Source organism: Burkholderia sp. Ac-20365, from assembly GCF_017104715.1.
GTDB lineage: Bacteria > Pseudomonadota > Gammaproteobacteria > Burkholderiales > Burkholderiaceae > Paraburkholderia.
Genome location: NZ_JAAGPI010000063.1, coordinates 23,383 through 36,323, shown reverse-complemented (window position 1 = coordinate 36,323; position 12,941 = coordinate 23,383). Strand labels below are relative to the sequence as shown.

Below are 12,941 nucleotides of genomic sequence, written 5' to 3'. Positions count from 1 at the left end.
CGTGAACAGCACGATGCCCGCCACGAACACGGTGCGCCGACCGAGCTTGTCGCCCAGCGCGCCGCCGACCAGCACCAGCGAGCCGAGCAGCAGCAGGTAGGCGTTGACGACCCATTGCATGGCCGTGACGCTTGCGCCGATTTCGGTCTGGATGGCGGGCAGCGCGACATTGACGACCGAGCCGTCGATGAACGCCATGCTGGAGCCGAGGATGGTCGCGCCGAGCGCGAGGCGCTTGTGGCGGCACGGCAGGGGCGCGGCGGGTTGCGCGCGGATCGCGAGATCGTCGCACGGGCTGGCCTGGGCGGGAAAGGCGTGCGGCTTGTCGCGTGAGGGGTCGAGAGAAGCGTGCTCGGACATGACGGGCGTCCACTCCATTGCGGTGCGGGTCGACAATGCAATGGACACGTCAGGCGGCTAGCCGTTCAGCATCGGCCGAACGGCATGAAGGCTGCTTTGCGATCGAGCGGCAGTCAGTGGTTCAGCTTGCTGATACGGCTGCAACGGCGCGGGCCCTGTGCGGGCCCGCATCACTGTCGCCATCATCGTCCGCGCTGTTCGAGCCCGAGCCGCCGTTCGCGCCGTCATCGGCGCCGCCGTCGGTGCGGCCTTCGCTGCCCGCGCGGCGCATCGAGCGCATCGGGTTGGCGTCGGGGTTCATGCGGTTCGCGTTCATCAGCCGGTACAACGTGGCGCGCGACACGCCGAGGTCGGCCGCCGCGCCCGACAGATTGTGGCCGTGCCGTCGCAGCGCTTCTTCGATGGCCTCGATCTCCGCCTGCGTGCGGATTTCGGCGAGCGTCTTCGCACGCGTGCCGGACACTTCCGGCAAGCCGAGATCGGCTTCCGTGATGAAGCGGCCTTCCGCCATCACGACGGCGCGGCGCACGCAGTTGATCAGCTCGCGCACGTTGCCGGGCCAGTCGTAGTTCGACATCGCGACCACCGCGCCGCTCGAGAAACCGCGAATCTTGTGCGTGCCGTCCTGCCGGTACATGCTCAGTGCGTAGTCGGCGAGCAGGCGGATGTCGCTGCCGCGTTCGCGCAGCGGCGGCTCTTCCAGACGCAGCACGCATAGCCGGTGATACAGGTCGGCGCGGAAACGTCCGTCCTTGACGGCGGCTTCGAGATTCACGTGCGTCGCCGAGATCACGCGCACATCGACCTTGATCAGCGCGTTGCCGCCCAGCCGCTCGATGGTGCCTTCCTGCAGGAAGCGCAGCAGCACGGCCTGGCATTCGTGCGGCATATCGCCGATTTCGTCGAGGAACAGCGTGCCGTTATTCGCATGCTCGATCCGGCCGATCTTGCGTTGCAGCGCGCCCGTGAACGCGCCGCGCTCGTGGCCGAACAGCTCGGCCTGCAACAGCGTTGGCGGGATCGCCGCGCAATTGATCGCGACGAATTCCTGCTGCGCGCGCGACGAACCGTCGTGCACCGCGCGTGCGGTCAGTTCCTTGCCCGTGCCCGATTCACCCGCAATGAATACGGGCGCATCCGTTTGCGCGCACTTGTCGATCCGGCGATACAGCTTTTGCATCGGCTCGCAATGGCCGACCATGCCGTGCGCGCCGAGCGACGGCTGCGGCCGGAAGCTCGCGCGGCGCAGGTTGGACAGGCCATGCGCATGGCCGAGTGCGAAGATCAGCCGGTCGTTCAGGCAAGGCGCCGTGACGAAGTCGAAGCAGTAATCGAGGATAAAGCGGCTGGTGAGTTCGTCCGTGGCCTGGCCGGGTGCGATCTGCGCGATCCAGTTGGCTTCGCCGTGACGCATGCAGGCTTCGAGCGCCGACAGCTGCTGCTGCGTGACGTCGTCGGGCAGCGTGACGAGGCCGACCTTGATGTCGCCGCGGTCGAGCAGCTTTTCCGCCGCAGCTGTGGTTCTGGCGTGCACGACCTGCCACCCGGCTGCGCCGAGGAAGGCTGCCAGTGCTTCGTCGGGCGTCGATGCCATGCAAAGCACGGTGCGGTCGGAAGCGCCGGTTGTGCTGGTGGAATTCATGTTACCCCCGGGTTGGACGTTGGCCCTGCGCGTGATGCCTATGATGCCGCAAGGCCAGTGATCCTTGTACTACGGCAAAACACATTGGTCTTTTGAGGGTTCGTCTATGCGAACCCCCTGAATTTTTCGATTTTTCTACATGCGGGTCATGGGCGCCGCAATGTCCCGCATGCGCACATGCTTCGCAACACGAATTTATCGTCGCATGAATCGTGTGGTGAGAACAAAGATAAATGAAAGCTCGCGGGCCTCGTATAGGCGTAAATCTGGATGTGGACGGGTCGCTTCAGCAATTAATACCGGTGCTTAAAAACGTTGTCGTCCGGGTCCGCCAGCGCTTTCCCCGAGTCTGCTCCCATCACGCGATTCCTTGCCACGCAATGCTGAGCCACGTTTGCCGCCGCACGGCTCCCGCAATCTCAACTCTGCGACACATTTGACAATCGGTTCTTCTGACCTTTTCGCGACGCGCGCTAACCGGTAGTTCTGACCGGGAGCCTATGTCCTCGGGGCTTTGCGGACTGATTGACCGCATTTTTGACTGGTTCCAGGCGGCTATGTGGCATCGCGAACATGCCCGCGGCGTTTCGAAAACACGTTACGGGGACGCAACATCGGGCACCGCAGGCGACTGGAAATCCGCGTTGCGCGACGACTCGATCACGGCGCGACAAGGGTTTGCGGGCACATGGCACACCCGTTGCGATATGGCAGTCACGACGAACAACGCTGCTGCCGGAAAGCAAGGCCAAAGGAAGTCTCCGACAGCAGCACAGTACTTCGCAGTCGCGGCCGGGGTTAGCCAGATGCGACTGCGGGGGCGGCGGAGCCAATGGGGGGCGGACGTCGGCAGAAAGTGGCGCGAATGGTTCGTACAGCGTACGGCCATTCGCGACCATGACGACACCTTCGGCGGTGCCAGCCGGTTGTATCCCGTCCGAGAGGGCGGCTTTAAAGGTCAATGCGCATGGGGCGCGGCGACCATGTGACATCTCATTTCCTACGGGGGAAACCATGAAGAACGCAATCAACCAGTTTCTGCGCGAAGAAGACGGCGTGTCGGCGATCGAATACGGCCTGCTGGCCGGGCTGATCGCGGTGGCGATCATTACGACGGTCGGTCTCATCGGCGGAAACCTGAACGATGTCTTCTCGACTATCCAGAAGAAACTCGCCGCTGTACCGACGACCTGATACCCAAGCGTACATACCGGAGGAAACCATGAAAAACGCGATCCAACAGTTCCTGCGCGAAGAAGACGGCGTGTCGGCAATCGAATACGGCCTGCTCGCCGGGTTGATTTCTGTCGCCATCATCACGACGGTCGGCCTGATCGGCGGAAACCTGAACGATGTCTTCTCAACTATCCAGAAGAAGTTGGCGGCGATTCCGAAGACCTGACAAGTGACGACGACCGTCGCCCTTGCCTGGTTCAGATGTGTTCGCTGGCAGGGCGGCGAATTTTCGACAACCCAACCCAACGGAGCTTTCGATGAACGGCGTGCCTTTCCCGGTTGGTCCATGCGTGCTGGCGCTGGTCGTGGTTGCAGCGATCTACGACCTGCACGCGCGGCGAATTCCGAACTGGCTGGTCGTCATTGGCCTGGGTGTGGGGTTCGCGGTGCAGTGCGCGCTGCATGGCACGGTCGATGGGATGAAATTCTGGGCAGCTGGCGTGCTCACGGGCGGTGCCGTGCTGCTCCCCGGTTACCTGTTACGGATGATGGGCGCCGGGGACGTGAAGTTGATGGCGGCAGTCGGATGTTTTTGCGGTGGAAGTGGCGCCTTTGAGGCAGCAATCATGGCGTGTGCAGTCGGCGGCGTGTGGGCGCTCTTCGAGATGCTGCGGCATCGGCAGATGCGAGCGGGGCTGCACAACATGGCGGCCGCGTTGATCGACGTATCGATGCCGGCGAGCGGTGCGCCGAACGAAGGCGAGACAGGGAAAAGAACCAGACGGGCAACAGCGGGCACGCTGCCATACGGCGTGGCCATCGCGATCGGCACGATGCTCTCGCTGTTTGCGAGCATATGAAGGCGCGACAGAAGCAGCGAACAAACAGACAGTTTTCTACGAGGAAGTAGCAGCGGGGCCAGCAGGTGAATCAGGGCAGGAAATCAAAACGATAAAGACCATAACAGGAGGCCAACGGCGGACAACAGCCGAAGCCCCGAAAAGAACAACAGAAAACGCAGCACAACGACGCAGCGGCGGTGGCAGGAACCAGCAGTGAGCCTTCGCAGAAAGGCTTGAAGCAAAGCCAGGAACGGGGTGTGGACACGGGGTTGTCCACCTGGACAAAGAGCCTTCGAAGGAAGGCCGGCCAGATACGGGGGAAGTGATGAAGACGAACGATTCAGGCCGCACGACGGCCGATGTACGGGGAACACGGGGGAGCCGCTCTGCACTGGCAGACCAGAGCAGCGGCAACGAAGCCGGCAGCCAGAACCGGCCGCAATGCACGGAGGCCGCGTCCACGGCGTACGCACTGTACTACGTGGACGCAGCACCGGCACTGCACCATTCGACCAATCCCGCGATTCATCTGCGCCAGCGCGCGCTGCTCGCCCTGGCGGGCAGCCGGCAGCGCGAACGCGAACTGCTTGCGCTGCTCGACGAACTCGTTGTCGCGCAGTGGGTCGCAAAGCGCGACGCGCAACGCCGCGCACAACTCGCCGGGCAACCGCGCCTCGCCTTGCAACTGCCGATGCCCCAGCGCATCGGTTACGCAGACGAAGACGATGCATACAACCAGTCCTGTCGCGATGGCGACCGCGATCTGACGGACTGACCCCCTCATCCTCGTAACACGATCCCTCAAGCGCCGTCGCGGACGGCGAGAGTCAGGAGAACGACATGAAGAACGCTCGCGCGTTGTTGATGCTGCTCGTCGCGACGGCGGCCGGTCTTGCGGCCGTGGTGTTCGCGGCGCGCTGGATGGTCCAGCAGTCGTCGACGTCGACGACCAAGGTCGTGATCGCATCGGCCGATATGAGTCTCGGCCAGCGCGTCTCGCCCGACATGCTGAAGGTATCCGACTGGCCGTCGGGCAGCGTTCCCACCGGCACCTTCAACGACGTGAAGAAGCTCGAAGGCCGGGTGCTGAAGACGAGCCTCGCGCGCGGCGAGCCGGTGCTCGAGGCGAAGCTCTCGCCGGTCGGCACGGTCGGCGGCCTGTCGGCGGTGATCAACGAGGGCAAGCGCGCGATCACGGTGCGCGTGAACGACGTGATCGGCGTGGCGGGCTTCGCGCTGCCGGGCAATTACGTCGACATCCTCGTGAACACCGAGAAGGACAACAAGGACGGCGGCACGACGGGACGCGACCAGAACATCTCGAAGATCGTGCTCGAAAAGATTCTCGTGCTGGCCGTCGCGCAGGAAGTGGGCCGCGACGAAACCAAGCCGAAGGTCGTCGACGCCGTGACGCTCGAAGTCACGCCCGAACAGGCCGAGAAGATCGACCTCGCGCGCAGCATCGGTTCGCTGTCGCTCGTGCTGCGCAACCAGGTCGATCCGCAGGATACGACGACGGCGGGCGCGACCAAGGCGTCGCTGCTGAAGATTCCCGTCGCCGCGCCGCCCGCACCCGCTGCACCCGCGCCGAAGCCGGTGGTGCGCAAGATCGTCGCACGGGCGCCGTCGAACTGCGTGAGCGTGATCGACGGATCGCAGTCGAGACAGGAATGCTTTTGAGCGGCACATAGATCAGGCGCAAGCCGGACAAAACCGCAAGCCGTGACGAGACCAGACAACGGCGCCAATACGGGGGAAGGACATGAAGGCCACAGAGAACCAGCGCGCGCGTGCCACGCGTGAGCGCGAAACGATGCAAGCACAACGCGGCATCCGCAACGCGAAGTCCGCTGTGCGCGGTACGCGCCTGATCCAGGCGAGCGCCTGCGGGCTGATCGGCGCGGCGCTGTGGGCACTGCCCGCCGCGCAGGCCGTCAGCCAGGAGGTCATGCAGCAAGGCCCGGTACCGCTGCCGATGAACCTGGCGTCCAATAGCGGCGCCGTGCATCTGACCATCGGCATGAGCGGCGCTGCGCCGGCCGCTGCCGCGGGCGCGATGCAGGGCGGCCGCGGCCCGAACTGCACGGGCACGATCGCCGACCATCAAAGCGTGACGATTCCCGTCGGCAAATCGACGATGGTGAATGTCCGCGAGTCGGTGAAGACGCGCACGGTCGGCAATCCGTCGATCGTGCAGGCGATGCTCGTGTCGTCGCAAACCCTCTATCTGCTGGGCACCGATGTCGGCACGACCAACATGATCGTGCAGGGCCGCAGCGGCTCGTGCACGATCATCGACGTCGCCGTCGGCGCGGATCCCGGCGGCCTGCAGCAGACGCTTGCCGTGTTGATGCCCGAAGAAACGGGCGTGCAGGTGAAAGCTGCCGCCGACACGCTCGTGCTGACGGGCACGGTATCGGACTCCGTGAAGGCCGAGCGCATCGTCGAACTGGCACGCGCCTATGTGGCGCGCTCGGCGGCGCCCGTGCCGGTCGCTGCCAATACGGGCGGCGCGCAAGGCGGCGCGATGATTCCCGCCGTGATGAAGCCGGCCGGCGCATCGGGCAACGGCAACAACGAGCGCATCGTCAACATGATGCACGTGGCCGCGCCGCAGCAGGTGATGCTCGAAGTGAAGGTCGCCGAAGTGTCGAAGACGCTGATCGACCAGCTCGGCATGGCGGCCAACATCCAGGGCGGCACGGGCAGCTGGAGCTTCGGCCTGCTCGCCGATTTCCTGTCGGGCGGCATGGGTGCGCTGATCGGCTCGAAGGCGAACAACAAGCCGCTCAACTTTGCGTTCGACGCGCAGAAGACCGACCAGCTCGTCAAGGTGCTCGCCGAACCGAACCTGATGGCCATCAGCGGCCAGGAAGCCAGCTTCCTCGCGGGTGGCAAGGTGTTCATCCCGGTGCCGCAAAGCAACGGCACGGGCGGCTCGACGATCATCCTGCAGGAAGAGACCTTCGGCGTGGGCCTCACTTTCACGCCGACCGTGCTCGATAACGGCCGCATCAATCTGAAGGTCTCGCCGGAAGTGTCGGAGCTCTCGCCGACGGGCGTCGCCGTGACGGCGGGCACTGTCAGCACGACGGCCGTGCTGCCGCTCATCACGACACGCCGCGCATCGACCACGCTGCAGGTGTACGACGGCCAGAGCTTCGCCATCGGCGGCCTGATGAAGAGCAACGTGACGGGCACATTGAAGGGCCTGCCCGGTCTCGGCGAAGTGCCCGTGCTCGGCGCGCTGTTCCGTAGCACGAACTTCCAGGAAGACAAGACGGAACTGGTGTTCGTCGTCACGCCGCGTCTGGCGAAGCCGCTGCCGCAGAACTATCCGCTGCCGACCGACCACTTCGGCAAGGTCACGGAAGCCGGCGTGTTCTTCACGGGCAACATGGAAGGCAAGAAGCCGCAACCGGCCGTCGAACCCGCGCAACCGTCGACGGGTGCCGCGATCCCGTCGCCGATTCCGGTGAAGGGCGGGGCGATCGCTACCACAGGCCCGGCAGCACCCGTGGTCCTGACGCCTGTCATCACCTCGCAAGGCGCGAGCGCGCCGCAGCCGGTGCCGGCACCCGAGCGCACGCAGCCGGTATCGGATGCGATCCGCGCGCCCGGCACGCCGCGCACGCCGGGGAACGCCAACGACGGCAACGGCAGCGACGGCAGCAATGGCATGGCGCCCGTCACCCGCACGGAACCGGCCGACAACACCGTGCACGCAGCCGCGGTGCAGACGGCGAGCGTGAGCGCCCAGCCGATCGCACCGGAAGCCGTGGCGTCGACATCCGCCCGGCCCGCCACGCAGGAAGCGCGGCAAGCCAACGACGACGGCCGCACGCAATAAGCGGCGACTCTGACGAACACCTGGAGACCGACATGAAAACCATCCAGACATTGATCCGTGCGTCGCTGTGCGCAGCGGCGAGCCTCACGCTCGGCGGCTGCCTGACCTCGACGCCGCATTGGGACGCGACCTTCGGCAGCTCCGTCTCGCAGCTCCGGGAGATGCAGACGCTCAACCCGAACGCGGGCATGAATACCGATCCGGTGGCGGGCGTCGACGGCCCGACGGCCCAGGCGATCCAGAAGAACTACGCCAAGTCGTACACGACGCCGCCGCCGCCCATCAACGTGTTCGCGGTCGGACTGCCCGGCTCGAACTGATGACCTGACGAACGGCTGGCGCGCGTCGTCGACGGCCGCGCGCCAGCGCCACTCACGCACGCTACCCACGCCCTGCACGCGGAGACAGAACATGATCGACATCCTCCTCATCTCATCGGGCCCGGACCGCTCGCACCAGATCGAGCAGTTGCTGGAAGGGTGCGGCGTCGCGCATCGCGTGCGGGCGGCGCACGGTTCGGTGCGGCAGCTGCGCGTGCACGCGGCCGCCATCAAGACGGCGGATCTGCTGATCGTCGACGACGTCGATCTGGAGCCGCACGACATGGCGGCGATCGAAGAAGCCGTGTCGCACGTGCCGCAGCTGAATTGCATGCTGGTGACGCCCGCGCCTTCCACCGCGCTGCTGATGGCGGCGATGCGCGCAGGCGTGCGCCACGTGCTGCCGTGGCCGCTCGATGCGCAGGCATTCGCCGCCGAACTCTCGCACGTGTGGGGCAAGAAGACGGCGGCCACACGGCGCGAAGGGCGCATCGTGTCGCTCACTTCCTGCAAGGGCGGCACGGGCACGACCTTCATCGCGATGAACCTCGCGCACGCACTCGCGACGCAGCGCGCCAAGCGCGTGCTGCTCGTGGATGCCAACCAGCAGTTCGCCGACGCGAGCCTGCTGCTGTCCGACCAGACACCTGCGGCCACGCTTGCCGAACTGTGCGCGCAGATCGACCGGCTCGACAACGCGTTTTTCGATGCGTGCGTGATGCACGTGAGCGACAACCTCGACGTGCTCGCGGGCGCGGGCGACCCGATCCGCGCGGGCGAACTGCGTCCCGCGCAGCTCGACCGCGTGCTGGCGCTCGCGCGCACGCAGTACGACGCGGTCATCGTCGATCTCGGTCTGGGTATCAATCCGCTCGCGATTCACGTGCTCGACCAGAGCGACCGCATCTGCATGCTGGTGCGCCAGAGCGTGCTGTATCTGCGCGCGGGCCGCCGCATGCTCGACATCTTTCACGAGCTCGGATACGCGACGGGCAAGGTCAGCGTGCTCGTGAACCAGTACGACAAGCATGCGCCCGTCGATCTGCAGGCGTTCGAACAAAGCTTTGGCGCAGGCGTCGCGCATCGCTTCGCACGCGACGACAAGCATGCGGGCGCGGCGCTCGATCAGGGCTTGCCCATCATGAGCATCGCGAAGGGCAGCGCGCTCGCGCAGGACATCGTCGCCTTCGCGCACACGCTGTGGCCCGCGCCGCAGAAAGAGAAGAAAGGCGGCCTCGCGCGTCTGTTCGCATCGAAGCCGCGCGACGTGCCGCAGCTGAAGACCAATCACTGAAGCGGCGCGCGCCATTCAACGGGAACCGGGGAGCGACACCATGTCATTGCGCGATCAACTGAAACTGCAAAGCGGCTTGATGCCGTCCGACGCGACGCATGCCGCGGCAAGCGGCAACAGCGCCGAGAGCATCGCCGCGCGGCGCGCCTATCAGCTGCTGAAGATGAACGTGCACGAAAAGATCATCGACCGCGTCGAGCTCGACAAGCTGCAACGTCTCACCCCCGAGCAGATCAGGCGCGAACTCGCGCAACTGGTCGAGCGCATCGTCGATGAAGACAAGATTCCGATGAACGAACTTGAACGCCGCCGTCTCGCGCAGGACGTGCACGACGAAATGTTCGGCCTCGGCCCGCTCGAACCGCTGCTCGCCGATCCCACCGTGTCGGACATTCTGGTCAACACGTCGCAGCATGTGTACGTCGAGCGGCGCGGCAAGCTCGAACTGACCGACATCACGTTCCTCGACGACGCGCATCTGATGAAGATCATCGAGCGCATCGTGTCGCGTGTCGGACGGCGCATCGACGAATCGACGCCGATGGTCGACGCGCGCCTGCCTGACGGCTCGCGCGTGAACGCGATCATTCCGCCGTCCGCGATCGACGGGCCGCTGGTGTCGATCCGGCGCTTCGCCGTGAATCCGCTGAAAGTGGACGACATGGTGAAGAACCAGAGCTTCACGCCCGCGATGGCGCAACTGCTCGAAGCGCTCATCAAGGCCAAGCTCAACGTGCTGATTTCGGGCGGCACGGGCAGCGGCAAGACGACCATGCTCAACCTGCTGTCGGGCTTCATTCCCAACGACGAGCGCATCGTCACGATCGAAGACGCCGCTGAACTGCAGCTGCGCCAGGAACACGTCCTGCGGCTGGAAACGCGGCCGCCGAATATCGAAGGCAAGGGCGAAATCTCGCAGCGCTCGCTGGTGAAGAACGCGTTGCGGATGCGCCCCGACCGCATCGTGCTCGGCGAAGTGCGTGGCGCCGAAGCGCTCGACATGCTGCACGCGATGAACACGGGCCACGAAGGGTCGATGGCGACGCTGCACGCGAACACGCCGCGCGACGCGCTCACGCGCCTCGAAAACATGGTCGGCATGGCGGGACTGACGATGCCGATCAAGGCGATGCGCCAGCAGATCGCGTCGGCGATTACGGTGGTCGTGCAGGCGTCGCGTCTCACGGACGGCCGCCGCAAGCTGATGAGCATCCAGGAAATCACCGGGATGGAAGGCGAGATCATCAACATGCAGGAAATCTTCACGTTCAAGCGCACGGGCGTTGCCGAGGACGGCACGGTCAAGGGCTATTTCTGCGCAACGGGCGTGCGGCCCAAGTTCGCCGACCGGCTTGCCGCGTTCGGTCTCGCGTTGCCGGATCAGATGTTCGATCCGTCGCGGCGCTACGAAGTCTGACGCACGCTCTGGAGACCAACATGGATACGACACTGCTGGCGTTCGCGGTTCTCGGCTTCGTCGCGATCGTGCTCCTGATCGAGAGCGTATACCTGTACTGGAACAGCCGGCACGGGCCGGCCGTCAAGCGGATGGATGCGCGCATCCGCGCGATGTCGGCGGGCGGCCACGTGAGCGGCGAACAGATGTCGATTCTCAAGCAGCGCCTGCTGAGCGAATCGCCGACCTTGACGCGCGTGCTGATGCACATGCCGCGCGTGCATCTGCTCGATCTGTATCTGCAGCAGTCGGGGCTGAGCTGGTCGGTGGGGCGCTTTGTCGGCTATACGGCGGTGTTCGCGGTCGCGGGACTGATGTTCGGGCTCGGCGCCATGCATCTGCCGTTCACCATCGCGCTGGCCGTGGCGGGCGCGGGCGCGCTGCTGCCGCTCACGTATCTGCGCGGCAAGCGCGCGAAGCGCATCGTGCATCTGGAGCGCCAGTTGCCCGATGCTGCCGACCTGATCGCCCGCGCCTTGCGCGCCGGGCACTCGTTTCCCGCAGCGCTCGGCATGGTCGGCGACGAACTGCCGCAGCCGCTCGGCGGCGAGTTCCGCATCGCGTTCGACGAGATCAACTACGGTGTGTCGATGAACGACGCGCTGATGAATCTCGTGAGCCGCGTACCTGTCGACGACGTGCGCTACTTCGTGATCGCGGTGCTGATCCAGCGTGAAGCGGGCGGCAATCTCGCGGAGATTCTCGGCAACATCGCCGGCATCATCCGCGAGCGGCTCAAGCTGCTTGCCAAGGTGCGCGTGCTGTCGGCGGAAGGGCGGCTGTCCGCGTGGATTCTGGGACTGCTGCCGTTCGTCGTGATCGCTGCGCTGTCGGTGCTCAATCCTGGCTACTGCAAGGTGTTCTGGGAAGACCCGACCGGCCAGAAGATCGCGGGGCTGGGGCTGGGAATGATGGCCTTCGGCATCCTGTGGCTGCGTAAGACGGTACGCATCCGCGTGTAGCCACAGACCAGAACGAACGATAACGAACGCAACATAACGGGGAAATCATGGAAACCGAACAGATTGCCTTGCTGGCCGCGATGTTCGTGATCGTGTTCGGCGCAGCGTGGAAGGCGATGTCGCTGCTGCGTCCCGATCCGCTGAAGCGCCGTATCGATGGCATTGCGGCTTCGTCGGCGGGCGCGATGGGTGTGCCCGGTGCGCCCGGTGCGCCAGGCGCAGACGGCGAGGACAGCCCCGCGTGGATGGAAACGGTGGCGAAGGTCTCGCATCAGGTTGCGAAGCTGTCGCTGCCGAAGGACGACTGGGACAAGTCCGCGTTGCGTAGGCGCTTCGCCAATGCGGGCCTGCGCAGCGAAAGCGCGCCCGCAATCTACTTCGCGGCCAAGACGCTGCTCGCGCTTGCGTTGCCCGCGCTTGCGCTGATCGGCATCACGCTGTTTGCCGGCGCCGACGCGCAGAAGTTTCTGCTGATGGCGACGTTGTCGATGGCGGCACTTGGGTTTTACCTGCCGAACGTGGTGCTGAACCGCCTCGTCCAGGCGCGCCAGCGCAGCCTGTTCGAAGACCTGCCCGACGCGCTCGATCTGATGACGGTGTGCGTCGAAGCGGGTCTCGGGCTCGACGCGGCGATGCAGCGCGTTGCCGAGGAAATCGGCGTGAAGAGCCACGCGCTGAAGGAGGAACTCGAACTGGTGCTGCTGGAGCTGCGCGCCGGCGCGGGACGCGACAAGGCCTTGCGCAATCTCGCGCTGCGCACGGGCGTCGAGGACATCGACACGCTCACGTCGATGCTGATCCAGGCGGACCGTTTCGGCACGAGCGTCGGCGATTCGCTGCGTGTGTTCATCGACGCGCTGCGCACCAAGCGCCGTCTGCGTGCGGAAGAGCAGGCGGCGAAGATCGCGCTGAAGCTGCTGTTTCCCCTGATGTTCTGCATCTTCCCGACGCTCATCCTGGTGCTGATCGGCCCGGCCGCGATGAACGTCGCGCGGCAACTGCTGCCGACCATGGGCGGCATGCACTGAACCCACTGCGG

Annotated in this window: 14 protein-coding genes; 12 read left to right on the top strand and 2 right to left on the bottom strand. The window is 65.3% G+C overall.

Annotated elements, in window-relative coordinates; genetic code table 11:
* Window positions 1–360 (bottom strand): MFS transporter (locus tag G3O01_RS42945; RefSeq protein WP_205813554.1); only part of this gene is annotated, 360 nt, incomplete at its 3' end.
* A 121-nt stretch (window positions 361–481) separates the two neighbouring features.
* Window positions 482–2,002 (bottom strand): sigma-54 dependent transcriptional regulator, encoded by a 1,521-nt coding sequence (locus G3O01_RS42940; RefSeq protein WP_205813553.1) that lies wholly within the window; start codon window positions 2,000–2,002, stop codon window positions 482–484.
* A 500-nt stretch (window positions 2,003–2,502) separates the two neighbouring features.
* On the opposite strand from G3O01_RS42940, the gene G3O01_RS42935 reads away from it, so the two are divergent.
* The 12 genes from G3O01_RS42935 to G3O01_RS42880 all read left to right on the top strand — a co-directional run bounded on the left by G3O01_RS42935 (window position 2,503) and on the right by G3O01_RS42880 (window position 12,930).
* Window positions 2,503–2,991 (top strand): hypothetical protein, encoded by a 489-nt coding sequence (locus G3O01_RS42935; RefSeq protein WP_205813552.1) that lies wholly within the window; start codon window positions 2,503–2,505, stop codon window positions 2,989–2,991.
* A gap of 25 nt (window positions 2,992–3,016) precedes the next feature.
* The gene (locus G3O01_RS42930) at window positions 3,017–3,196 is read left to right on the top strand and encodes a Flp family type IVb pilin (protein ID WP_205813551.1); all 180 of its coding nucleotides are present in this window, start codon (window positions 3,017–3,019) and stop codon (window positions 3,194–3,196) included.
* A gap of 28 nt (window positions 3,197–3,224) precedes the next feature.
* Window positions 3,225–3,404, top strand: a complete 180-nt coding sequence (locus tag G3O01_RS42925) for a Flp family type IVb pilin (RefSeq protein WP_205813550.1) — start codon at window positions 3,225–3,227, stop codon at window positions 3,402–3,404.
* A gap of 91 nt (window positions 3,405–3,495) precedes the next feature.
* Entirely contained in the window at window positions 3,496–4,038 is a 543-nt protein-coding gene (locus tag G3O01_RS42920) for a prepilin peptidase (RefSeq protein ID WP_205813549.1), read from the top strand.
* A gap of 307 nt (window positions 4,039–4,345) precedes the next feature.
* Window positions 4,346–4,795 carry a hypothetical protein gene (locus tag G3O01_RS42915; protein ID WP_205813548.1) on the top strand — a complete coding sequence of 150 codons (450 nt, stop codon included), beginning with the start codon at window positions 4,346–4,348 and terminating at the stop codon, window positions 4,793–4,795.
* A gap of 65 nt (window positions 4,796–4,860) precedes the next feature.
* Window positions 4,861–5,700 (top strand): Flp pilus assembly protein CpaB, encoded by an 840-nt coding sequence (gene cpaB / locus G3O01_RS42910; protein WP_205813547.1) that lies wholly within the window; start codon window positions 4,861–4,863, stop codon window positions 5,698–5,700.
* Window positions 5,701–5,782: 82 nt separating this feature from the next.
* Window positions 5,783–7,870 (top strand): type II and III secretion system protein family protein, encoded by a 2,088-nt coding sequence (locus tag G3O01_RS42905; RefSeq protein WP_205813546.1) that lies wholly within the window; start codon window positions 5,783–5,785, stop codon window positions 7,868–7,870.
* A gap of 32 nt (window positions 7,871–7,902) precedes the next feature.
* Window positions 7,903–8,190, top strand: a complete 288-nt coding sequence (locus G3O01_RS42900; RefSeq protein WP_205813545.1) for a hypothetical protein — start codon at window positions 7,903–7,905, stop codon at window positions 8,188–8,190.
* Between the two features lie 91 nt (window positions 8,191–8,281).
* The gene (locus G3O01_RS42895) at window positions 8,282–9,484 is read left to right on the top strand and encodes an AAA family ATPase (protein WP_205813544.1); all 1,203 of its coding nucleotides are present in this window, start codon (window positions 8,282–8,284) and stop codon (window positions 9,482–9,484) included.
* 40 nt (window positions 9,485–9,524) lie between these two features.
* A complete protein-coding gene (locus G3O01_RS42890) occupies window positions 9,525–10,901 on the top strand; it encodes a CpaF family protein (protein WP_205813543.1) in 1,377 nt (458 codons plus the stop codon).
* A gap of 20 nt (window positions 10,902–10,921) precedes the next feature.
* Complete coding sequence (locus G3O01_RS42885; RefSeq protein ID WP_205813542.1) at window positions 10,922–11,902, top strand: type II secretion system F family protein; 981 nt, start codon at window positions 10,922–10,924, stop codon at window positions 11,900–11,902.
* 47 nt (window positions 11,903–11,949) lie between these two features.
* Window positions 11,950–12,930 (top strand): type II secretion system F family protein, encoded by a 981-nt coding sequence (locus G3O01_RS42880; protein ID WP_205813541.1) that lies wholly within the window; start codon window positions 11,950–11,952, stop codon window positions 12,928–12,930.
* The last annotated feature ends 11 nt before the right edge of the window (window positions 12,931–12,941 follow it).